21 protein-coding genes and 1 tRNA gene are annotated in these 22,931 nt (G+C 38.5%); 9 read left to right on the top strand and 13 right to left on the bottom strand.

Translation table 11 applies throughout. The annotated features are described in order from the left end of the window. Positions 1–206: 206 nt before the first annotated feature. The 4 genes from nfsA to queG all read right to left on the bottom strand — a co-directional run bounded on the left by nfsA (position 207) and on the right by queG (position 3,733). A complete protein-coding gene (gene nfsA, locus F4V44_RS00705) occupies positions 207–956 on the bottom strand; it encodes an oxygen-insensitive NADPH nitroreductase (RefSeq protein WP_150438064.1) in 750 nt (249 codons plus the stop codon). 95 nt (positions 957–1,051) lie between these two features. After that, positions 1,052–1,525 (bottom strand): tRNA (uridine(34)/cytosine(34)/5-carboxymethylaminomethyluridine(34)-2'-O)-methyltransferase TrmL, encoded by a 474-nt coding sequence (gene trmL / locus F4V44_RS00700; protein ID WP_150438063.1) that lies wholly within the window; start codon positions 1,523–1,525, stop codon positions 1,052–1,054. Between the two features lie 66 nt (positions 1,526–1,591). Next, positions 1,592–2,488 carry an amidase domain-containing protein gene (locus F4V44_RS00695; RefSeq protein ID WP_150438062.1) on the bottom strand — a complete coding sequence of 299 codons (897 nt, stop codon included), beginning with the start codon at positions 2,486–2,488 and terminating at the stop codon, positions 1,592–1,594. A gap of 123 nt (positions 2,489–2,611) precedes the next feature. Then, positions 2,612–3,733, bottom strand: coding sequence for a tRNA epoxyqueuosine(34) reductase QueG (gene queG, locus F4V44_RS00690; protein WP_150438061.1), 1,122 nt, complete (start codon positions 3,731–3,733; stop codon positions 2,612–2,614). Positions 3,734–3,844: 111 nt separating this feature from the next. Between queG and F4V44_RS00685 the strand changes: the two genes are divergently transcribed. Then, positions 3,845–4,510 (top strand): B3/B4 domain-containing protein, encoded by a 666-nt coding sequence (locus F4V44_RS00685; RefSeq protein ID WP_150438060.1) that lies wholly within the window; start codon positions 3,845–3,847, stop codon positions 4,508–4,510. A 141-nt stretch (positions 4,511–4,651) separates the two neighbouring features. Here F4V44_RS00685 and F4V44_RS00680 read toward each other — a convergent pair. Further along, positions 4,652–4,722: transfer RNA gene (locus F4V44_RS00680), tRNA-Gly, on the bottom strand. Positions 4,723–4,969: 247 nt separating this feature from the next. Between F4V44_RS00680 and F4V44_RS00675 the strand changes: the two genes are divergently transcribed. The 7 genes from F4V44_RS00675 (at position 4,970) to ahpF (ending at position 14,150) form a co-directional block, all read left to right on the top strand. Further along, positions 4,970–6,064, top strand: a complete 1,095-nt coding sequence (locus F4V44_RS00675; RefSeq protein WP_150438059.1) for a hypothetical protein — start codon at positions 4,970–4,972, stop codon at positions 6,062–6,064. A 101-nt stretch (positions 6,065–6,165) separates the two neighbouring features. Beyond that, a complete protein-coding gene (locus F4V44_RS00670) occupies positions 6,166–7,281 on the top strand; it encodes a glycosyltransferase family 4 protein (protein WP_150438058.1) in 1,116 nt (371 codons plus the stop codon). After that, complete coding sequence (locus F4V44_RS00665; protein WP_150438057.1) at positions 7,278–8,057, top strand: HipA family kinase; 780 nt, start codon at positions 7,278–7,280, stop codon at positions 8,055–8,057. Before F4V44_RS00670 ends, F4V44_RS00665 begins: the two co-directional genes overlap by 4 nt. 117 nt (positions 8,058–8,174) lie before the next feature. Then, the gene (locus F4V44_RS00660; protein ID WP_150438056.1) at positions 8,175–9,809 is read left to right on the top strand and encodes a Na/Pi cotransporter family protein; all 1,635 of its coding nucleotides are present in this window, start codon (positions 8,175–8,177) and stop codon (positions 9,807–9,809) included. Between the two features lie 129 nt (positions 9,810–9,938). Continuing rightward, complete coding sequence (galU, locus tag F4V44_RS00655; protein WP_150438055.1) at positions 9,939–10,838, top strand: UTP--glucose-1-phosphate uridylyltransferase GalU; 900 nt, start codon at positions 9,939–9,941, stop codon at positions 10,836–10,838. A gap of 1 nt (position 10,839) precedes the next feature. Beyond that, positions 10,840–12,147 (top strand): UDP-glucose dehydrogenase family protein, encoded by a 1,308-nt coding sequence (locus tag F4V44_RS00650; protein ID WP_150438054.1) that lies wholly within the window; start codon positions 10,840–10,842, stop codon positions 12,145–12,147. A gap of 476 nt (positions 12,148–12,623) precedes the next feature. Further along, positions 12,624–14,150 (top strand): alkyl hydroperoxide reductase subunit F, encoded by a 1,527-nt coding sequence (gene ahpF / locus F4V44_RS00645; RefSeq protein ID WP_150438053.1) that lies wholly within the window; start codon positions 12,624–12,626, stop codon positions 14,148–14,150. A gap of 160 nt (positions 14,151–14,310) precedes the next feature. Here the strand turns inward: ahpF and F4V44_RS00640 are convergent, their stop codons facing one another. The 3 genes from F4V44_RS00640 to F4V44_RS00630 all read right to left on the bottom strand — a co-directional run bounded on the left by F4V44_RS00640 (position 14,311) and on the right by F4V44_RS00630 (position 16,228). Further along, on the bottom strand, positions 14,311–14,853 hold the full coding sequence (locus tag F4V44_RS00640) for a DUF6143 family protein (RefSeq protein WP_150438052.1): 543 nt from the start codon (positions 14,851–14,853) through the stop codon (positions 14,311–14,313). A gap of 305 nt (positions 14,854–15,158) precedes the next feature. Further along, entirely contained in the window at positions 15,159–15,398 is a 240-nt protein-coding gene (locus F4V44_RS00635) for a hypothetical protein (protein WP_150438051.1), read from the bottom strand. Positions 15,399–15,436: 38 nt separating this feature from the next. Next, positions 15,437–16,228, bottom strand: a complete 792-nt coding sequence (locus tag F4V44_RS00630; protein WP_223881740.1) for a hypothetical protein — start codon at positions 16,226–16,228, stop codon at positions 15,437–15,439. Between the two features lie 179 nt (positions 16,229–16,407). Between F4V44_RS00630 and F4V44_RS00625 the strand changes: the two genes are divergently transcribed. After that, complete coding sequence (locus F4V44_RS00625) at positions 16,408–17,976, top strand: hypothetical protein (protein ID WP_191090507.1); 1,569 nt, start codon at positions 16,408–16,410, stop codon at positions 17,974–17,976. A gap of 243 nt (positions 17,977–18,219) precedes the next feature. Here F4V44_RS00625 and F4V44_RS00620 read toward each other — a convergent pair whose 3' ends face one another. The 5 genes from F4V44_RS00620 to F4V44_RS00600 all read right to left on the bottom strand — a co-directional run bounded on the left by F4V44_RS00620 (position 18,220) and on the right by F4V44_RS00600 (position 22,865). Then, a complete protein-coding gene (locus F4V44_RS00620; RefSeq protein WP_150438050.1) occupies positions 18,220–18,591 on the bottom strand; it encodes a hypothetical protein in 372 nt (123 codons plus the stop codon). A gap of 114 nt (positions 18,592–18,705) precedes the next feature. Then, the gene (locus F4V44_RS00615; RefSeq protein ID WP_150438049.1) at positions 18,706–19,794 is read right to left on the bottom strand and encodes a GerAB/ArcD/ProY family transporter; all 1,089 of its coding nucleotides are present in this window, start codon (positions 19,792–19,794) and stop codon (positions 18,706–18,708) included. 40 nt (positions 19,795–19,834) lie between these two features. Beyond that, entirely contained in the window at positions 19,835–20,056 is a 222-nt protein-coding gene (locus F4V44_RS00610) for a hypothetical protein (RefSeq protein ID WP_150438048.1), read from the bottom strand. After that, a complete protein-coding gene (locus F4V44_RS00605) occupies positions 20,053–21,267 on the bottom strand; it encodes a Ger(x)C family spore germination protein (RefSeq protein ID WP_150438047.1) in 1,215 nt (404 codons plus the stop codon). The genes F4V44_RS00610 and F4V44_RS00605 overlap by 4 nt, the downstream gene beginning before the upstream one ends. 23 nt (positions 21,268–21,290) lie before the next feature. After that, on the bottom strand, positions 21,291–22,865 hold the full coding sequence (locus F4V44_RS00600; protein ID WP_150438046.1) for a spore germination protein: 1,575 nt from the start codon (positions 22,863–22,865) through the stop codon (positions 21,291–21,293). Between the last annotated feature and the right edge of the window lie 66 nt (positions 22,866–22,931).

Here is a 22,931-nt window from a genome sequence, read left to right as displayed (position 1 = left end):
TATGAGGAACGCAGACTAAAAACGCCACATCCTGTGGCAACGTCTGCATGACCCGCATCTTGCGGCCCTCAAGCATATGACGAGTCTCACGGAAAGGTGTTCTTTACTTTTCTGGGCGGCTTGACTGTAGACCAAAGAGCCGATGGCGTCTGGAGCTAGACAAACAAAAGAAGTTAAGCAAAAAGGCCGCTCGTTGCGGCCTTTTTTCATTTTAGATTTAATCCATGTTTCTTCATAAAATCATGCATATACATTCTCGACTGTTTCTCGAGCATGCCTGCTATCTGGCTGGTCCACGTATCATCACGTTTTCCTTTTGTACGTTCATAATAGTAACGAGAAATTACCTTATTATATTCCTCTAGCTGCTGCTTATAGACAGATTCGTCCTGCTCGTATTCATTTTCATGGTAAATATGTGCTAATGGGAGTCTCGGCTTTTGATCCGTTATTTTCTCGGGATAACCGACTGCCATACCAAACAGCGGTATAACCCTTTTCGGCGTATTTAACAGTTCGCATACTTCATCAAGCTGGTTTCGGATTCCTCCAATGTAGCAAATTCCTAATCCTAATGATTCAGCAGCAATGGCAGCATTTTGAGCGGCAAGTGCTGTATCTATTAACATAACCATAAACTTTTCTGTACTTTCAATTGAATCAATGACTTCCTTTTCTTCCATATCGCCTGCAAGCTCATGGCGGTATAAGTCACCGCAAAAGACAAAGAAATGACCATTTTTTTCAACATAATTCTGATTTCCTGCCAGTTCCGCAAGTCTCTGTTTTTTAGCAGGATCTGTAATACCGATAATTGAGTATGATTGAATATAACTTGAAGTAGAAGCTGCCTGCGCACTTGCGACAATTAGTTCGACCTGTTCTTTTGTTAAGGGCTTATCCTGCAGCTGGCGAATAGAGCGGTGTGCTAGTAAGGTCTCAATGACTTGATTCATAACAACCATCCTTCCAAAATATGTATTAATACCTTTATCATAACGAAGTTCATGGGAAAATAAAAATAAAGGAACCTGGCTAAGGTTCCTTTCTCTTATTTTAAATGAAGATAATTCTGCTGGCGCAATGCCTCATATACAAGGATGGCTGCAGCATTAGAAAGATTTAAAGAACGGACATTTTCATTCATTGGAATTCTTAATGCCCTGTCATGATTATTTTCAATAATATCCTTCGGCAGACCATTTGTCTCTCTGCCAAAAATAAAATAATAATCCTTATCCCTGTCACTGTAATCAAAAGAGGAATGAGCCTTAGTACCGTACTTTGTTAGATAAAAGAACTCTCCACCTTTATTTTTCTCAAAAAACTCCTCTATGGATTCATAGGAAATAATCTGAACAAATTCCCAATAATCCAGACCGGCTCGCTTAAGCAATTTATCCTCAGTAGAAAACCCTAGCGGATGAATTAAATGTAAAGTAGTATCAGTAGCCGCACAAGTCCGGGCTATATTCCCTGTATTTGCAGGAATTTCTGGTTGGTATAAAACTACATGTAATGCCAATTTTTTCACCTCTGCCATAAACTCTATATGCTATTATACCACCGTTCGTTCTTGAAACAAGGTGGATTAAGCTTTGAAGCCTTTATTGTCCATTATGGTTAAAAACTTATATTTAATATTTGGTGTATAGGCAGTTGAGTCTTCATATGCCCAATAACGCATACGGCAATTGAAAGTATGGGCATTCACAAGCGGCATCCCTTCGGCATCCCTTCCTGTCACAATCGTAGTATGATTGAAACGTCCATCTCCCTCAAAGTCGTAGCAAATAACATCTCCTAATAATAATTGGTCAGGACTTGATACTTCCTTTGCTCTTAAGCCTGTTTTGGAGTTTGGCAAATACCATCTTAATGAATTGGCAACAGTCCAGCTGTAGCTCCAATTCTGATTTTGCATCCACCATCCTGTGCCTCTGTTTGGATATCCCCTCATTGGTGCACCGCCGGCGCGAAGGCATTGCGAAATATAATTAGTACAGTCTTCATCAAATTTTTTATATGCCGGATTATAATCATTCCACCATCTTTCAGCATATTGAACGGCCTTCAGCCGATCATAACGAAAAGCCGTTCTATCTTCACCTGCATCTATCTCCATGAATGAGGAATCATCCATTGTTATCTCGTTCAGTTGAAATGGATTTAACTCCTCATCATAAACGAGCATCCCTTTATAAAATTGAGCTTGTCTTTTTTCTATTTCCTCTTCCAAATAGAGCCGTTTTTTTTGCTTAATAAAATAGCGGAAATGGATTTGATAGAACACGTTCTCTATATCATCATTTTCCTTTTTTATCTCCTTGATGACTCCTTTTGCGTTCACTTTCACCATCTCTGCCTCTCGACAATGTAACGACTCTCTCTTACGTTCTATTTTTTCACATACTGAATATGAAGTTCTTTTACTTGAAACACATTGCTGAACCCGCTCTTGAAGCAACTCATTTAACTGCTGCCGCATGTTCATTCACCCCTTTCAAACTATATATATGAAAGGAGTTTGTTAACTTGAATGAAATTACAGAAAGAGACTTATGCTCACTTGTCTGAAAAAAACACAAAAAATAGGAGGATTTCCCTCCCATTAACTTAATACTTTATTAATTTCGAAGATTACAGCCTCATCCGTTTCTTTCTCAAGAGCCTCCTCTAACGCGGCTCTTGAATTCTTTCCATCAATTTTTCCAATAGCCCACGCAGCCGTTTCACGCATGACAGGGCGCGGATCATGTTTTAAAATATCAATCAAATCATCAAGGGCTGTTTGATCTTTAAAATGAGCAAGAGCAATAACAGCATTCCGCTGAATCGGATTTTTTCCCCGCCAAGCTCCGGATACATGACCAAACTTTTCTTTAAATTGACGATTGCTCAAGGAAAGCAGCGGTTGTAACAGAGGCTTTGCAATATCAGGGTCTGCTTCAACTTCCGCATGCAGATGAAAATCCTTTCCTTTATTAACAGGACAGGCTGTTTGACACGAATCACAGCCATATAAACGGTTTCCTATTTTATTCCGAAATTCCTCTGGAATCGCCTCTTTTGTTTGCGTTAAAAAAGAAATACACCTCTGTGCATTAATTTGTCCTCCTGCCACAAGTGCACCTGTCGGACAGGCTTCAATACACTTATTACACGTACCGCATTGATCCTCAAGCGGCGTATCCGGCTCAAATGGGAGACTGGTTATCATCTCTCCCAAATAGACATATGAGCCGAATTCAGGCGTAATAATCGCACAGTTTTTACCGCTCCAACCAATTCCAGCCCTTTCGGCAACTGCTCTATCAGCTAATTCTCCCGTATCGACCATTGATTTCAGGCGGACTTCCGGTACTTTATCACGAATAAATTCTTCAAGCTTCTCTAGACGCCTCCGCAGCACAATATGATAATCCAATCCCCAGGAAGCCCGTGAGAAGATTCCACGCCTCTCCCCTTCTTTGCTTATTGTACGATTCTTCATTTTAGAAGGATAGGCGACCGCTATCGAAATAATTGATTGGGCACCAGACATTAAAAGACTAGGGTTCGTTCTTTTTTCAATATCCTTTTCTTCAAAACCTGACTGAAAATTCAATTCCCTTTGGCGTATTAGCCGATTTCTTAAATCATTAAAAGGAGAAGCCGTTGTAAATCCAATCTTATCAATTCCAATCGTTTTACTATATTCAATGACCTCTTGTTTTAACTGAGAGTAATTCAACTTAGCTCCTCCTCTCATCTTTATTATCTATAGTCATATTGATAAATGGGCAAGAAGATATAATGCTATACTATGTTATACTATTTTACAAAGAATTTGGAGGCGGAAACAATGGAAATAACAATTGCTACTGAAGTAACAAACCTTATCCCCCATTTTAAACTTGGTTTTATCCAATATCATGATATTTGTGTCAGCGAATCTCCACAAATGGTAAAGGGGCGCCTGCAGCTCTTTCAAGAATCCATTTTCTTTGAACTTGATGACAAAAAAGTAGTGGATTTCTCAGGGATTCAAGAGTGGAGACAGATTTTCAAAAAAACAGGAAAGGACCCTAATCGTTATCGTCATTCTGCTGAAGCGTTATATCGACGTGTGCAAAACCAAAAGTATCTTATGCCGATACATAGCGCCATTGATTTAAATAATTTCTTCTCTTTACAATATCAAATTCCAATTGGAGTATATGACAGTGATAAACTAGCCGGACCTATCTCCATAAGACTGGGACAAGAAGAAGAAGAATATCTAGGATTAAATGGACGAATGAATTCATTGCACCGATTAATCGTATCAGCCGATAACGAATCAGCCTTTGGCAGCCCTTTCGTTGATTCAGAAAAAGCAGCAGTTACGGAAGCAACAAAAAACGCCATTCAGATTATATACCTGCAGCCATCGCTCGAAATAGAGAAGGCAGAAAAAATGACTGCTTCGTTAGCGAGTATGTTCACTCAGATTCATGGGGGTACAGCCCATTGGCAAATAATGGAATAATATAGTAAAAGGGACTTCAGCACGAAATCCCTTTATTTAGTCTAGATTTAACGTTATCGCTTTTCTAGCAAAATTAAAAACGCAATACTTCGTTCTCATTAGGAAACGAAATACTGCGTTGTTATCATGAAATATATCGAGAGCGGGTGATGGGAATCGAACCCACGACAACAGCTTGGAAGGCTGTAGTTTTACCACTAAACTACACCCGCATCGCATCAACAAAAATAATCTTAACAAAAAAAAAGTCATTATGCAATAAATAATTTAAAAAAATAGCAAATTTATGTTGTTTTTTGTCGCTTTTCGTCAAAAAACTGTTTTTCATTACCTCTTTTTATTCATAAGCAAGGATACATTTTTTATTATTTAGGTACATGCCCTTCCATTTCTCCATGTAAGTGACTACATATATAAGAGGATAAATATTATAGTCTACTAGGAAGCGGGAGGAAATAAATGGACACTAAGGAATTGGAAAAGTACACCAGTAAAATTACGGTTCGTAATATGGAAAATGAAGACGTTGAAGTCGTTAACTATTCCCCGTTAACCATGATGGGGAAAGGGCGACAAGGAGCTGTTTTTCAATATTCAGATGATATTTGTATAAAAATATTTGGAAATGAAGAAGATTGTGAGCGTGAACATTATGCTCTAAGCTTAGGACAGCAGACCGATCTCTTTCCAAAGGTTTATGCAAAAGGGCCCTTATATATTGCAATGGAAATTATTAGAGGCGTTGATTTAAGAGAGTATTTGCAATCACAGCCATTAACAGAAGAACTTTCCATGAAGTTAATTGATCTGTTAGTCACCTTTAAAGAAATCGGATATGAAAGGATAGACCATCATAAAAGACAGATTTTCATTTTGCCGGAAGGAAATCTAAAAGTGATTGATGTTGCCAGAACGGTTTGGCGTGATCGTGTTTATCCATACCCTCGGAAATTACTAACATCCTTAGGAAAAGAAAATAAAGAAATCTTTTTATCTCATGTACAAGCACTGCATCCAGAGTTGTATTCAGAATGGACGCATTACATCGAAATGGAGGAACAAGCAAGGCAAATTTGTCAAAAAATAATGACTGAATCTACAGATAAAGAGACATTAAAAAATAAAAGCAAAAAGCTGCTGACAACGAATGAGCAAAAAATTTATACTGGTCAATTAGAAAGCCTAGTTCACAAGGTTTTTAAAGAAGAGTGGGTAAAAGCTATGCTTGTGCAAGGATATGACCCGGATAAAGTAATGGATACTATCGAACAACATATGGAAAAACTAACTTCAAAAGAAACTTTAAAAGAAAAAGAAAGCAAAAATACCGACACCGAAAAAACAGAAGAGGATGTTAAGAGTAAGAATAAGAATAATAAAGAAGAAAAATATTCTGATAAAGATGGCTTTCTTGGATACCGTAATAAAGGCAGAATTTCAGAAAATGACCGATACTATGGATTTAGAAATGAAAGGTACAGTGAATATCCGATAAAAGAAAAAGAAAACAAGAATAAAAATTACGGAAGAAAAGGGAAAAAAAACCGCCGTTAATCATATAGTAAACAAATGCTTTACAACAAATAAACAAAAAATTAACTAAACAATCATAAAAAGAGGAGGATCCCTAAAAAATTTAGTGAGGAGTGACCAAAATGAAAGTGCTAATTATTTGGCGGTTACTCACTGTTGGCGGAGTTAATGCAGGATGGAGAAACCGCGCAGTCTATTTTAAAAAACATGGCATAGATACTGAGTTTCTTTATACAACTGACCATGGCGGTCTTCATATTATGGAGGATGTTGCTCCTGTATATTTAACAAAGGACAAGAAAGAAATTGTAAAAATTATTAAGCAAAACGCCTATGATGCCATTATAGTCGTTGACACCGCAGCTGCTTATAAGTGGATTCAAAAGGCAAACTATCAAGGTCCTGTCATCATTGAAGCCCGCACCCCCGAACTAATCAAACTAATGCCCCACTTAAAATCCTTCGAAGGAATCAATCCATTAACAATCATAGTACCATCACATTATCAAAAACGATTAGTATCCATTCTAACTGATTCCATTCCACGAAATGTAATTTACAATGGTGTCGATACATCATTCTTCCGGCCGTTACCTGCAGAAAAAATTGATATGAATAGCAGTCCTCTGCCTGAAAACGGTAAAAAGGTGGTTGGCTGGATAGGAAGATTGGATAAACGTAAAAATTGGCCGATGCTGATAGAAATTGCCAAACAAATAAAGGCTGAACGGGATGACATAGAGTTTTGGGTAATTGGCGGAGCGCAAAGTATACAACGCGAAGAATTTGCACAGACTTGGAAAGAAGAACAGCTTTCCGATATTATCAAATGGTTTCCCGTCATTCCCTATCAGCAGATGCCGCATGCCTATGCAAAAATTCGCTCATCAGGCGGATGTACGTTAGCAACAACAAAATCAGAATCCTTCGGAAATACCTTTATTGAATCCATGGCTTGCGGTGTTCCGGTTGTTGCATCCAATATGATGCCTGTCACAGAGCTGGTTGTCCAAGGAGAAACAGGTCTTCTCTTTAGAGGGCAAAATGTGCAGGATGCGATTAAGCAGCTCTACACTATTCTCGATAATCCTGAAATGCATCAACAAATGTCAAATCAAGCAGCCAAGCATGCGCAAGAAAAATTTGATATCCAGGTAGTGGCTAATCAATATATTAGTCTATTGAAAAAGTTAATTCCGATTAATCATGAGGGTAATGACGAGGTGATTGACCAATGATTGAACCCATTGCCTATCAGAAAAAATTAGAAGGTAAATCCAACGCCCATTTAATTTCATTTAGTGATGGAAAGGATTATGTAGTCAAGTATTTTCAAACGGGTTTTGAAAAAACATTACCTAATGAATGGGTCTCCTATTGCCTGGCACGTTACCTTGGTCTGCCAATCCCATTTGCTCGAATCGTAGATATCCCGCAGAGCTTCTCTTCTCAAGTTCCTGAACTGGCACAGATAAACAATACTCCCTACCAATTTGCACTCACCTATATTCCTGATTGTCAAGATGGCCACCAGGTACCTAATATACCTAATATATCCAATTCAAATGAACTCGCGAGTATCATTGCCTTTGATTATTGGCTGTATAACAGCGACCGGACACGAAAAAACATCCTGTTAAAGAAAGAACAAGAAAATACCTATCGGCTGTGGGCAATCGACCATGCCGAAGTATTCGGTACCTATAATTGGCAGATAGAAGAGATCGAGGACCTGCCTGTCGGAATCATTAAAAGTGCGACACATCAAATCATGGCCTCTTTTATTGAGGATGAGAATCAATTATTTGATCAATTAGACATTATCGAAACTATCCCTATCTTTTTAATTGAAGAAATTGTTTCTATGATACCTGACGAATGGATGGTCACAAAAGAGGAGAAAAAAGCAATGGTCAGCTCTTTACTCTTTCGCCGAAAAAAAATCCTGCCTGACCTCATGCAAAAATTTGTCAATAAAATCTATTGGCCCATACATGATAATCAACATTCTTAATAATCTAATCAAAGGATCAAGTTACTTATTTATTGAGGGTTTTCAATGGTCATTTGCCATTAGAAAACCCTCTGCAACATTACTAGCAGCAAAAAAATTATGTTAGGAGTTGACGAGATGGATCTAAATATTCAACAAATGCTGTTTGAATTCTTTGGAGGCCTTGGTATTTTCCTGTTTGGGATTAAATTAATGGGCGACGGGCTTCAAAATTCTGCAGGAGACAAATTAAAGTATCTCCTCGATAAATTTACAACCAATCCTTTAATGGGCGTATTAGCCGGTATTTTCGTCACGGTAATCATCCAAAGCAGTTCAGCTACTACTGTTATTACTGTCGGCCTAGTAAGTGCCGGATTTATGACACTACGGCAGGCAATTGGAGTGATTATGGGGGCGAATATCGGGACAACGATAACTGCATTTATTATCGGAATAGATGTAGGCGAGTACTCCCTCCCGATTCTAGCGGCAGGTGCGGTATTCTTATTCTTCTTTAAAAAGAGAAAACAGCTGACTTATCTAGGTCAAGTATTATTTGGGTTTGGTGCCCTTTTCTACGGTTTAGAATTAATGAGTAATGGAATGAAGCCGCTTCGAACATTGGAAGCCTTTCATGATTTAACCGTTGACTTAAGTGCCAATCCATTTCTTGGTGTCATCGTTGGAACCCTCTTCACTGTCCTCGTTCAAAGCTCGAGTGCAACAATCGGTATTTTACAGAGTATGTATGCTGAATCACTGCTAGATCTCAATGCAGCTCTTCCCGTTTTATTCGGAGATAACATCGGGACTACCATCACAGCTGTTTTGGCTTCCATTGGTACATCTATTGCTGCCAAAAGAGCAGCTGCCACCCATGTTTTGTTTAACGTTTTTGGTACAACCCTCTTTTTAATCCTTTTAGTTCCGTTTACGTCACTCATACAATCTCTGCAATCCATGCTCCATTTAAATCCAGAAATGGCGATTGCATTTGCACATGGCATCTTTAATTCTACTAATACCCTTCTCCTTCTTCCTTTCGTCTCCGTTCTTGCCTTCATCGTTACAAAATTAATCCCAGGAAAAGATACCCTTTGGAGTTTCCAGCCCAAACACCTTAATCCTATTTTTATTGAACAATCACCAACCATTGCTCTCGGACAAGCAAAAGAAGAAGTTCTTCACATGGGAGAAATGGCTGTTAGCGGTCTTACAGAAACAAAAAGGTTTATTGATACGAAGCAAGCAAAATTTGCAAATAGTATGTATCAGCTAGAAACAGCCATTAATCACCTCGACCAAACCATTACAGAATATTTAATAAAGCTTTCATCTGCCTCCTTATCTGTCAAAAAATCCGAGGAGCATAGTATTTTGCTAGATACCGTTCGAAATATTGAAAGAATCGGAGACCATTGTGAAAATATGCTTGAATTAATAGAGTTTCAAATGGCCAATAAAGTAAATCTGACTGATTCTGCCAAGAAGGATTTAGATGAAATGTACGAGATGACTATTTCTATTGTAAAAGAAGCCTTGACTGCCTTAAAAGGGAATAACAAAGATATCGCTAGACAGGTAATAGAAAAAGAGACAATGATTGATGTCATGGAGCAGCAATTCCGAAAGCAGCATATTCTTCGTTTAACAGATGGGACATGTACCCCGAAAGCTGGAGTGGTTTTCATAGACATTATCAATAACTTAGAACGTATTGCAGACCATGCGGTTAATATTGCTGATGCCGTCCTAGGTGAACATCATTAATCGATTAGAGACGAAATCTATATAACTATTTAGAACTGACACGAAATACAGAATGATAGGCTACTAACGTGACCGGTACTTGTCTGTAAGCATATAAAAGAATAAGGAATTTAGAAATGGGGGCAGCTTATGAAAATCAGAAAAGCAATTATTCCAGCAGCTGGTCTTGGTACACGCTTCTTACCAGCTACAAAGGCTCAGCCTAAGGAAATGCTGCCGATTGTTGATAAACCTACGATTCAATATATTGTAGAAGAGGCGGTGGCCTCAGGAATAGAAGAAATTGTTATCATCATCGGCAGAGGCAAGAGATCCATTGAGGATCATTTTGATAAATCATATGAGTTAGAAGACGCATTATTTAAAAAAAATCAGCTTTCTAGATTAAAAGAAGTACAGAAAATTTCAAACCTAGCCAATATATATTATGTCCGTCAAAAAGAGGCAAAAGGCCTTGGCCATGCCATTTTGTGCGCTAAAAGCTTTATTGGTGATGAGCCATTTGCCGTATTGCTTGGTGATGATATTGTCATGTCTGAAACGCCATGTTTAAAGCAAATGATTAATGTATTTGAATACTGCAATAGTTCATGTATAGCTGTCCAAGAGGTACCGGAAAATCAGGTCCATAAATACGGCATTATTAAACCAAAAGGAGCAAATATTGAACCAAATCTCTTTTATATTGATTCATTAATTGAAAAACCCCAGAAAGAAGCTGCACCATCAAATTATGCCATTATGGGCAGATATGTATTAAGACCTGAAATCTTCGATATTTTGTCAAAGCTGCCGATTGGATACAATAATGAGCTTCAGCTTACAGATGCCATAAATGAACTGAATAAACAACAAGCTGTATTAGCCTACAACTTTGAAGGATCCCGATATGATGTGGGTGATAAAATTGGTTTTATTAAAGCAACATTGGATTTTGCTCTGCAAAGGGACGACATCAAAAAAGAGGTTCTTTCTTATTTAAAAGCTATTGCTAGTAAAGAGATTATCATAAAGGAAGAGACTGATTAACATGAGAATAGCTGTTTTGGGAACTGGTTACGTCGGGCTGTCTACTGGTGTTTGTTTATCGGAAGTTGGTCATCATGTTATTTGCATCGATGTTGACCAGCAAAAAATCAACCGGCTCCGTCAAGGGATTTCCCCTATTTATGAACCTGGACTCGAGAGCCTGCTTTTAAAAAATACTGCTGCAGGAAAACTTCACTTCACTACCTCTCATCAAGAAGGATTAGAAAAGGCAGAAATCATTATTATTGCAGTAGGCACTCCTCAAAGCAATGATGGAGCTGCAGACCTATCCTATCTTGTGCAAGCCGCAAAAGATGTGTCAGCCCACCTGAAACCGGATGCCATCGTGGTAATTAAAAGTACGGTTCCAGTCGGTACCAATGATTATGTTAGAAGCATTATTGCTAACCATACTAAAAAACCGTTTAAAATGGTTTCCAATCCTGAGTTTTTAAGACAGGGTTCAGCCATCAAAGATACCATGAAGGCTGACCGAATTATCATCGGTTCTGAAGACAATGAAGCTGCTCTAAAAATACAAGAAATGTATCGTCCATTAAACGTTCCCGTCCTTATGACAAATGTTAAAAGTGCAGAAATGATTAAATATGCTTCAAATGCATTTTTAGCAACAAAGATCAGCTTCATCAATGAGATAGCCAATCTTTGCGAAGCAGTTGGAGCCAATATTATTGATGTGGCAAATGGGATGGGAAAAGACAAACGAATCGGTGAAGCCTTTCTTCAGGCAGGTATTGGATATGGCGGTTCCTGCTTTCCAAAGGATGTGAAAGCATTGCTTCATACTGCCGGCCAGTATGGAGTAGACTTCTCCTTATTAAAAGAGACGATTAGCATTAATGAATCCCAGCGCCAACTGCTTGTCAAAAAGGCCTTAGAACGGTTTCAGCAATTAAAAGGGAAAAAATTCGCCATGCTTGGCCTTTCCTTTAAACCTGACACCGATGATATGCGAGAAGCCCCTTCCATCGTCATTTCTCGCTTGTTACACCAAGCAGGTGCAGAAGTTATCGCTTACGATCCAGTTGCAACGGAAAATGCAAAAAAGGTGATTGGAAATACCATTCAGTATGCTGAATCTGTTGAAGAAGCCATTAAAAATGCTGATGCTCTTTTGCTTGTGACAGAATGGGAAGAATTTAAAAAGCTTGATTTGGCAGAGGTTACAAAACAAATGAAGCAACCGATTATTTTTGACGGCCGGAATAGTTTGGCAGAGGATAAAATTAGAGCCTGCTCAAAGATTGAATATTATCCAGTCGGAAAGCCATCGATTGTGATCAATTAAATTAGAGTTATTATCACATACTAAAAAGCGAGTTGTTCAAAATAGAACGACTCGCTTTTTAGTATGTGATAATAAAATAAATCTAGTATGCTTGACAAAAACAGTCATTTAAACGATAATGATTATAAATTAATAATAATTATTATAAAGTAAGTTTTATTTATTAACATCATTGATTTTTGACTCATCTAAAGCTGTAGGGTTATGAAGTGACAGAAGAAAATTCATTTTCTCCTGTCACTTCATAACCCTACAGCAACCTTTCAGCATAGCTGAAAGGCGTGAGAAATGGACATTTCTCACGGATGAGTCAAAAATCTGACTTACAACATGATTCGTTAACATAGCCATAAATTAAAATATGTAGACTCACATGACACGACTAATAAAGAAACTCAACTTGTCCACACTTCTTCAGGTCAAATAAATCAACAAATAGTATAATAAGATTATAAGCAAATAAGGAGGAATTACATATGATATTAGATGGAGAAATTAAAACACAATTATCTCAATACTTACAGCTTATGGAAGGTGAAGTACATATTAAAGTGAGTGCGGGAACAGATAATGTTTCACGCGATATGACTGCTTTAGCAGATGAATTAGCAGCTATGTCATCTAACATAAAGGTGGAGCAAACAACATTAGAAAGAACTCCTAGTTTTAGTGTTAACCGTCCTGGTGAAGATACTGGAATTACATTTGCCGGTATCCCTCTTGGTCACGAATTTACATCTTTGGTATTAGCCTTGCTTCAAGTAAGCGGCAGAGCTCCAAAAGCAGACCAAAAAGTCATCGACCAAATTAAAGCAATTAAAGGTGACTATCATTTTGAAACTTATGCCAGCTTAAGCTGCCATAACTGCCCTGATGTCGTCCAAGCCCTTAATGTCATGAGTCTTCTAAATCCTGGCATCACACATACAATGATTGATGGTGCTGTTTATCGTGAAGAAGTCGAAGCAAAGGATATCATGGCTGTACCAACGGTTCATTTAAATGGGGAATTCTTTAACAGTGGACGCATGTCACTGGAAGAAATTCTTGTGAAGCTTGGCAGCGGGCCCGATGCTTCGGAATTTGCGGATAAGGAACCTTATGATGTTCTTATTGTTGGAGGCGGTCCGGCAGGTGCGAGCGCAGCAATTTATTCAGCACGAAAAGGAATTCGTACAGGGATTGTCGCAGATCGTTTCGGTGGTCAAGTATTAGATACAGTCGGAATCGAAAACTTAATTACTGTGAACTACACTGAAGGTCCTAAGCTCGCAGCTACTTTAGAAGAACATGTCAAGCAGTATAACGTGGATATCATGAATTTGCAGCGTGCCAAAGGATTGGAAAAGAAAGAATTCATTGAAATTGAACTTGAAAATGGCGCTGTTCTAAAAAGTAAAACGGTTATCCTTTCAACAGGTGCCCGCTGGCGTAATGCCGATGTACCTGGAGAAACAGAATATAGAAATAAAGGGATTGCCTACTGCGCCCATTGTGATGGACCTTTATTTGCTGGAAAACATGTGGCTGTCATTGGCGGAGGAAATTCCGGCGTTGAAGCAGCCATTGATTTAGCTGGAATCGTCAAGCATGTTACCCTTTTAGCAAGATCGGAATTAAAAGCAGACCCTGTATTGCAGGATCGTATGCGCAGTCTGCCTAACGTAACGGTCATTGAACAAGCTCAAATTAAGGAGATTACTGGTACAGACAAAGTAAATGGTATTACCTACATCGATCGTGTGACTAGCGAAGAACAACATATTGAACTGCAAGGGGTATTTGTTCAAATCGGTACGGTTCCAAATACTGAATGGCTTCGCGGCTCCGTTGAGCTTAATCGCAGCGGTGAAGTCATTGTTGATAAAGCTGGGTCTACAAATATTCCTGGTGTATTTGCAGCAGGAGATTGTACAGACAGCAAATTCAAACAGATTATTATTTCCATGGGTTCAGGCGCAACAGCAGCCTTAGGTGCATTTGAATATCTGATTAGAAATTAACATAATGAAGCCGCTCTTCTCTATTAAATGAGGAGCGGCTTTTTTTGTTTCCTCTGTTACTTCATTAGAAGTTGCATCGATTTTCGAGATGCTTGAACAGCACTTCACATCTCCAAAGTGTTTCTAAACAGTTTGTATTTTAGTTAATTGTCTTATCACACTATTCCCTTTTATTTTTTTCAAACCAGCCAAATGCCACTTCCGCTTGAATGATCTCATTGTTTGGTGAAACTAGAAAAATAATAAATGACCCGCCTGGCGGGAAAATAAATTTTCCATCTTCATCACTGGCTAACGTACTTTGCGGGGGGACAATCCGCCTAAATGCCATGACTCCTTTTCTCGGAAATCCTTCAACCATTTCATCATAGGCGATTCTACCTTCGGGCTTTGGAAGCGGTGAAAGGGCTGTGTTTGCGGGTGTTACATTTTTCGAAATCATCGGATTCCCAGGAGGAATAGAATTAAACCAAATTTCAGCTTCAACAGGTTGATTAGAATGATTAGTTATTGTAAACGCATTGACAAACAAATTGACATCCGATTTAAACGGGTTAACCAAGCCTCCCCACGCATTTTTTCCTTTTCCGAAACGAATGTGTTCCGTTTGTCCAACAAAATATCTCCCCTGTAAAGATTGATACAAGGGGTTAGGTATGTTTACAACTTTACTCAATCGATCATCATGATTAAACGATTGCATAAGAAATCATCACTCCTTTCTTAAGTGTATGAAATTTGATAAAAATGGTTTGGACAAGGATAATAAAAAACAAAAAAAGGGAAACATCATTGATACCCCAACTTGGCTAAAACTTATGTATGTTATGAGAGTGATATTGATAAATGGAATATGTTTTTATCACTAATAGATACATTTGATCAAAATTTCAATAGTATGACGCCTGTCCAAAGAAAATAAAATATAACCCAATATCTAACAAATCATTTTGTTTGATATTAGGTTTTTCTATCTAATTGAAAAAGCAAATCTCTTTCCCTCTTAGGTTAATAGACTACTGAACCGTTAGTTTGCTGCTGATTATGACAGCCTGGAAAAAGATGAATATCCTGAATCATGCTGTAACTATAATGCTTAATTGCAAATTGTGACTGATATAAATACTCCATGATGTACAAGCTGCCACCATATGCATCACATAAGACCCCTGAGGTTCCTGTACCATCCATAAACGAAATTCCTACCGGCTGACCTAACAAGTACCCTATTTTTTGCTGCCAAGGCATGAAATCCCCCCCTTTTCACTCAAATATTACATATTCAATTACTGAAGAGTGACAAAAAACATCTTAGGATCTAACACCCAGGATTGATTATCCCCCTTATATTTCCAGTATAAAACGATAGATCCAAGCCGGTCCGCATGTGATGTTCCTGCTATATCATGCTGCGCTTCCAGCTTATAAGGCACACTTCCGTCTATTTTGATGGGATACAGATGCGGTAGATCAATGACAAATCCCTCTTGGGGTTTGATAAGCTTGCCATCCTTGTCATAAACACTTCCTTCATATACTTCCTTTCTGGCGCTAATATCCAGTGTATAGGACTGATTGAGTGTTTCACTTTTCACAAGTACTCGATAATGATCCAAATAGATTACTTCAAAGCCCAGGGTATCCGAAAGGTTCATAAACTGTTCAGGACCAAGTATATATTCTGCCTGATTATTGAGAAAAGAGATGACATAGTAATAGGTTAGCGCCCCGCTTCCTCCAACAGGGAGATTCACCATTATTTCATTTCTATTTACGTTAGCAAAGCTGGCAAGAATCAGCCATGGAGTATAGGCCATACTGTATTGGGAATCCAAGGGAATCACATACCACAGCCTGGTCTTGCCGTCCTGGACGATAACTTTTATTTTTTCATAAAAAGGTTTCTCATTCTTTTCACCTACTAGGTACACGATATCCGGTATGCTGTCACCGTTTACATCTCCTATTTGTTTATCGAGGATATACCTATTCTGTCTAGCAGCAGCATGAGACCTATAGCCTGAATGAACGTAAGGATTCCTATAAGGATTCATGTATAGATAGGGATAGTCATTCAACGTATGACCTCCTAAAATGATTTATTGTAGTATATGAAGGTCATGACATGAAGGAACGAAGGAATGTCGTTTATTTCATGTGCTCATAGCCAGAGTCAACAATACGTATAGCACCAACTTTTCTCCATTTTCATATTCTTATTATCAGGGCTTTCACAGTTAGTAAGGAGATGACATGGATGTATCAAAACCCAATGATGAATGAGTTTACTGATCATAATGATAATATAAATAGGTTTATCTCAACATTAGAAGAGAGAGGTTTTATTATACAGGAAGGGGAATTAAGGTATATAGACGTATTAAAGCTTGTGAGTGAAGGTGTTGTGGATAATGCTATGGGAAATCATGCGGGTGCTCCCTATTCGCCCGTTTTGCTGCCGCCAGCTCCTAATCAACATCCATCCGAAGGACAGAAACCTCCACTTGGATATAACCCGGATGATCCTACTAATTATCCTCCTAATCTTAATTATGTAGCACCTGGATTTACTTATAAACTGCGGCCTGATGAAGCCATTGTCATGATTGGTCAGACACCTCCGCAGGCTGTTTATTTCGGATTTCGGAGCTATCTTGGCTTTGTTGAGAATAAACCTGGCAAGGATTACAGCGACGAGGAGGTTACAGCAGGCGATGCGGAAACAGGTTTTTATCATGGTGTATTTGGAGGCCTTGGCGATCAATTAAATAATTTCAACATTTGGACGGAGAATACGCAGGGAGGAACAGCTGGCAGCCCTTTTAACAGTGCAACGATTATTATTACTACAGCCGATCAGAGTGTAAATAAGCAAATGCGTGATGCGCTGGCAGGAGCAGGCTTTGATCCGGGCATCATGAATGATGATAATATTCCAGCGGGTTTGGTAAACATGGGTCTTGAGAAGGGAAAGGATACCTTTTCATATATTATGAGAGCCGTCATTTGGGCCGAAAAATTCATCGGAGATCAATATCTGAATAATCTAAGCCGCTACATGAAGGTGTTTCGAGTAACACCTAAAACACCTTACAAGAGTCTAACCCCTTGGCCCATTCCAAATCTTAAAATCAAGGAGACAGGCACCACGGAATTTCAAATTCTGCCTTATGCAAGATATGAACTGGATTACCTCAGGAATCAGATTCTTGCCAAATATGGAAGTGAAGAATTTGATCATGTTGACCTGAATTTTGACCTAGCGATTGTGGAGGGATTTGAGGCTATCTTAAATGATGTAAATGTCTGGGCGGATAACAGGGATGCCATCTACATTGAGTCAGATTATTTTCAATTCAAATCGGATGATGATTTTCTGATCCTTTATGGTGTGAACCATGAACAAACCGGAAAAGCGGTCTTTTCCAATGCAAGCTTCTATGGAGCTGAGCATTTTAATGGTGTAGCTGTAGCGAACACAACCACTGAATTCAAAGGCACTGCAGCCGAACTTTTCCCGGAAGGCTACGAAAACGAAACGTTCTATTATGTGTGCAGAATGTCGAGAAACATTGATGAACAAGGAATGGATATTATTGTACCGTATAGTACTGGCAACCCGAATGGAACGGCCTACGGAGTGGATAATCATCAGGACGCTTCTATCATCTTTAGAATCTATGTTGATAAACAAACTCTCGTTGGTCCAGCACTTTTTGATGTTATCTGGGATCGCGCCATCCTTTTTACTAAAAAGAACAGCCGGAAGAAGGCTGTCTTCGAAGATATAAAAATTAAAATTGCTAATAAGGAAATTAAGCTGTAGATAAAATGTATTTCTAATAAGCCCAAAGTACCATTTTCTTCTAAATTAAGACCTGTCACTTTTTTTAAATGCGCATTCTCCATGCGTATCTGCTCTATTTCAACTTATAAGGCTTCTTTTAATTCCTCTATTGGTTTCTTTCTTTTAGATGGCTTTTCATGGGAGAACGTTCTTTTTTCCTTGACTAAAGATCGTCTCCCTCTTGTTTATCTAATCCAAAATAGATATTGCGAAACTTTTCACTTAAAATTCCCGTTCTTCTTCCGTTTTCAGCATTTCCTCGTCTATGATGTCAACTAATTCTTGAATACTAAACATATATAGAACAATCTCTTTGTCAACATCCTCAATATGAATTTCAGCTTGAATCCGTATCTTTGTCGGTTGTCCTTTATAAATAACATCAAAGATTCCAATTTCTTTTACTTCGTTATCTTCTTTCATTGTGTTAATTTCAGATTGAATAGTATTGATATCATCTTGACTAAAACCTGAATCTAAAATTGAGGATGATAGACGTCTTAAAAAAGGGTCTACCTCTTCAAAATCAAAATTCATTCCAGCTGCAAATGGTGCTTCTTCGTAGTGGTTTGTATTGTTCTTTTTGTTAAACAAATAGTACCTCCAACTAAAAATATTATAATAAGACTAATAATTAATCTGTTAATAGGCTTTACTACCGTTCCTTTTATTATTTGAAGCTTAAGAAAGGGACAGCCACGGCTTGATTCAATTTGCTGTTAATTTCTTGCGTACAATCGCAATCAACAATAAAAACAATGGAATAATAGTCTGTACCAAGGGTCCATAAAAAGGAACTACCGATGTAAGATAAGCTGTATATTCTGCCGAACTAGGTATTGACCAAAAAGCAAATTCTATAAAAATAATCGCAAATGGCCATATAACGACCCGGTAGTTCGAAAGGTTTAACCACTGTGCAGTGCCTAAAACAGTCGCATAATAAAAGACAGAGATTTTAATAAAAGCACCTACAATCCAAATAGCCATAGCAATGGATTCCAGGTTTTCAAAAAATTCCGCAATACTAATATATCGCGTGGCATTCATTAAAGGAAAATTTTTAGAAGGGGTTGTTGGCCCTAGCACAAAAAGAACAGCCAAATTAACCATAACCAACGTCACCATTACGGCTAAAACAGATATCATCCCATATTTTCTAGCTTTATTTCCATCTGTTAAGAAGGGCAGAAGAAAAATAATCAGGAAAAATTCCGAATACCACCCCCCTGGTACGATTGCGCCCTGGATTGGAGGCATGATTCCTTCACTTAATATTGGAAATATATTTTTCATATCATAGTCAGGGCTTAATAAAATGAAAAAAATAAGAATCGGCAGGATAAACACAGGTAAAAATAACTGAGCAAGTCTCCCTATTACTTCAATTCCTCCTTGCACAGCAAATGCGCAAAGAATTACCATCGTTGTCATAATGACACTAATCGGTGTATTAATTAAAAAAGAACCAACAATAAATTCACTGTACCCTCTAATGATATGCCCAGTACCTGAAATATAAAAGCTAAGAATCATTAAACTGATTATTCTTCCAGCAAACCGACCCACAATCTGTTCGCTGAATTGAATCACCGTTTGTTTCGGATACCGTTTATGTAATTCATAGGCAATATAAACGGTCGCAAATCCGATAACAGACGCGAGAATCGGTGAGATCCATAAATCATTCTTTGCATATTTCGCTATAATACTTGGCACAGAAATAATACTCGTAGCAATAATAGAAGGGTATAACATGATTGCCATCTGAAGCGATGAAATTTTTTCTTTCTCCATCCTTTTTCCTTCCTTGTGCTAAATAATAAAATGATTGTTTTTATGACTCTATGAGCGGTGCAAATGGTTTGAAAATTACTTTCATCCATGTCGTTGGCCCCGCTATATGCGGAAGATCGAACAGAGATAATCCCCAACCGATAAAAAGCAGAATGAAAAAGACCAATTTTTCTTTTTTAGAGTATTTTTTAATTTTTGGCCATTGCATGAAAATAAGTATGGTAATAATAAGTGTCGTTCCGAAAAATGCTCCCCATCTCACTTTTCTTTCACCTCTTCTTTTGTCATTGCTCCTGGCTCATTGATATAACCATCCCTGCGAATATGAGCCATAACATTAATCGTTATGTCCATTTCCGAAAACATCTCATCCCAGCGGTTTTCAACTCTTTTCCATTCATTAGGATATTTTCGATAAAATTCTTTTGAAAAACCAACGATATCTGCATGCAATTTATGCTGTATTTGGTTAAGGGCCTCTTCTATACGAGTTTCAATACTTTTCTGATAGGCATGTTCTACCTTTTTCAACAACTTTGGATCATGAAAATTAATATTCGTTTCATTTTGGACAATCGCTCCTTCTGTATCCACATCCACAGTCATTTTCCATTTATCCCCTTCAATTTGAGGATTCAAATGAACACGTGCTGCTACCGGATTCAAAGACACAAGCCCTTCCTCACCTTCAATTCCGACATTTACTGTATATCCTCTGATTTCATCTCTTAACCATAAAACACCTCTAGTTTCCGCTTCCGTAAGGATTCCAACCATTTGATCCTTGTGGAAAACAGCCGTTCCATCAATATGAACATACTTAAGCGATTTTCCTTCACTTGTCTGTTCTTTTTCAATATGAACATATGGAAGTGCAACGGCTGGAGCTATGCCTGTCAACATTTCATCTACGTCCTGAAGTGTAATTTGCATCCCGATACGATAATTTGTTATCTCCCGCAAAACTTCTGCCGAATACCTTTCTAGATTAGGTACTACTTCAAGAATCGTCTTTGCCTTCCCTTCACTAACATAGACATAGGCTCTTCCCCTCGGCTCAGGATGACGGAGTAAAAAGTCCATCTGCTCTTGAATTCCCTGTTTCGCTAATTCTTCTCCAATTACGAATACTTTGCATTGTCCCCAAAAAATTTCACGAGGAATCTTCCCTTGAAGCTTTGAAAGAGCATCTGCAATATTTTTTCCTGTTTGAGATGCAGTGACTGTCATTTTCCCTCCTCCGCTTCCACCAGCTTGTCCTCCCCCGCTTCCTAATGTTTTGGGTATAAAGATTTGGAGGGAGAGTTCAATTTGATTATCACCACCTTTATCGATGGCAGCTCCAGTGATAATCGCCAAGTCATTGACTTCCACCCGATCCCAGCATCCACTTAAGACAAAGATTGACATACAAATTGAAAGCACAAGCGGAATCCTTTTCACGAAATATTGTCCATTGCCTCTTTCCATCATGTTTGTTCATCTTCCCCTGCTTTTTACTCTGTTTTATCGCCCTTTTTCGGACTTGGTGTCTGTCCCGAAACCTGACGGTATACATTGGATTCCCCGGTAAGGTGTGGGCGCGTATCCATCATCCACAAAGGAGATCTCCACAATACGTCTTTTAGCTCACGGGCTTTTAGCGGTGCTAGTGGCGATAAATACGGTACACCGAAGGAACGTAAGGTGCATAAATGAATCGCTATAGCAATAACTCCCATCACGATGCCAAGTAATCCTAAAGTAGAGGCAAGCAGCATAATTGGAAAACGCAGCATCCGAATCGCAATTCCAGCAATATATCGAGGAACCATAAAGGAAGAGATTCCTGTCATCGCTACAATAATGACCATGGGTGCTGAAACCAACCCTGCTTGAACAGCCGCTTGACCAATCACGAGCGCCCCAACAATGCTGACAGCTGAACCAATTTGTTTCGGTAATCGAATACCTGCCTCCCGCAGTGCCTCAAATGCAATTTCCATTAGCAGCGCTTCAACAATGGCCGGAAAAGGAACTGCTTCACGGGAAGCTGCCATACTAAGGAGCAATTGAGCGGGCACCATTTCTTGATGAAACGTCAAAACAGCCACATATAATGAAGGTAACAATAGGGAGATTCCCAAAAAAAGATAACGAAGCCAACGAATGACTGTTCCTATCATAAATCGTTGATAGTAATCTTCATGTGATTGAAGCAAAGAAAAAAAAGAAATAGGAGCAATTAAACAAAAGGGAGTTCCTTCTATTAGAATGGCTGCCCGGCCCTCCAATAGATTAGAACAAGCAATATCTGGCCGTTCTGTTGTCATAATTTGCGGGAAAGGGGAATAGGGATTATCCTCAATCATTTCTTCAATATACCCGCTCTCTAATATTCCATCAATTTTAATTCGATTCAGACGATTCATGATTTCTTCAATCAGTGTTTTATCTGCAACTCCCTCAATATAAGCAAGTACAACATTTGTTCTCGAATAACTTCCAATTGTCATCGATTGCATTTTAAGAGCAGGACTTTTAATAATACGCCGCAATAGAGAAGTTCCTATCGCAAGCGATTCCGTAAACCCTTCTCGTGAACCTCTAATTCCCCCTTCAGCTACGGGTTCTTCAATCGATCGCTGCTCCCGTTTAGCCAAACCTAAGGAATAAGCATTAACATCTCCTTCACATAAAAGAAGAGGATTTCCATTTGAAATCGACTCAATACATCCTGCCACTGTATTTACTTTTTTCACCTTCGAGACAGGCATTTTATGTTCGAGATATTCATTCAAGGAACCAGAAGGACTGATTTCTCTCATGAAAGGAAGAAGTACAAAATTCTCGATTCCCTCAACATCTGAAAGTCCTTCAATATAAATGAGCATCGCTTTCTTTTGTCCCGAAATAAAAAAAGAACGAAATACAACATCTGAACAATTTTGATAAATGGAACGAAAGGTATCGACATCTTGATCTAAATTGCCTGAAAGAGCCTCTTTTGGCTTGGAATTTTCCTGATTGTTTGATGCCGTCGGCTTCTTTTCCTTTTTTTTCTTTAGCAATTTATCGATATTACGAATCAAGCAGAATCCCCCTCATCTTGCAGATACCGAATTCCTTTATTCTAGAATTCTTCATTTAGGCTATTT

The organism is Niallia endozanthoxylica, from assembly GCF_008710145.1.
Lineage (GTDB): Bacteria > Bacillota > Bacilli > Bacillales > Cytobacillaceae > Bacillus_BD > Bacillus_BD endozanthoxylica.
The sequence above is the reverse complement of the archived record's forward strand: the minus strand, read 5'-3'. Positions and strand labels throughout refer to the sequence as shown.

What these genes read in the sequence shown, in the direction of transcription:
- nfsA (WP_150438064.1), bottom strand. Translation starts at nt 956, where the DNA reads ATGAATCAAGTCATTGAGACCTTACTAGCACACCGCTCTATTCGCCAG.
- F4V44_RS00695 (WP_150438062.1), bottom strand. Translation starts at nt 2,488, where the DNA reads ATGCGGCAGCAGTTAAATGAGTTGCTTCAAGAGCGGGTTCAGCAATGT.
- F4V44_RS00685 (WP_150438060.1), top strand. Translation starts at nt 3,845, where the DNA reads ATGGAAATAACAATTGCTACTGAAGTAACAAACCTTATCCCCCATTTT.
- F4V44_RS00675 (WP_150438059.1), top strand. Translation starts at nt 4,970, where the DNA reads ATGGACACTAAGGAATTGGAAAAGTACACCAGTAAAATTACGGTTCGT.
- F4V44_RS00670 (WP_150438058.1), top strand. Translation starts at nt 6,166, where the DNA reads ATGAAAGTGCTAATTATTTGGCGGTTACTCACTGTTGGCGGAGTTAAT.
- F4V44_RS00665 (WP_150438057.1), top strand. Translation starts at nt 7,278, where the DNA reads ATGATTGAACCCATTGCCTATCAGAAAAAATTAGAAGGTAAATCCAAC.
- F4V44_RS00660 (WP_150438056.1), top strand. Translation starts at nt 8,175, where the DNA reads ATGGATCTAAATATTCAACAAATGCTGTTTGAATTCTTTGGAGGCCTT.
- galU (WP_150438055.1), top strand. Translation starts at nt 9,939, where the DNA reads ATGAAAATCAGAAAAGCAATTATTCCAGCAGCTGGTCTTGGTACACGC.
- F4V44_RS00650 (WP_150438054.1), top strand. Translation starts at nt 10,840, where the DNA reads ATGAGAATAGCTGTTTTGGGAACTGGTTACGTCGGGCTGTCTACTGGT.
- ahpF (WP_150438053.1), top strand. Translation starts at nt 12,624, where the DNA reads ATGATATTAGATGGAGAAATTAAAACACAATTATCTCAATACTTACAG.
- F4V44_RS00640 (WP_150438052.1), bottom strand. Translation starts at nt 14,853, where the DNA reads ATGCAATCGTTTAATCATGATGATCGATTGAGTAAAGTTGTAAACATA.
- F4V44_RS00635 (WP_150438051.1), bottom strand. Translation starts at nt 15,398, where the DNA reads ATGCCTTGGCAGCAAAAAATAGGGTACTTGTTAGGTCAGCCGGTAGGA.
- F4V44_RS00625 (WP_191090507.1), top strand. Translation starts at nt 16,408, where the DNA reads ATGTATCAAAACCCAATGATGAATGAGTTTACTGATCATAATGATAAT.
- F4V44_RS00615 (WP_150438049.1), bottom strand. Translation starts at nt 19,794, where the DNA reads ATGGAGAAAGAAAAAATTTCATCGCTTCAGATGGCAATCATGTTATAC.
- F4V44_RS00605 (WP_150438047.1), bottom strand. Translation starts at nt 21,267, where the DNA reads ATGATGGAAAGAGGCAATGGACAATATTTCGTGAAAAGGATTCCGCTT.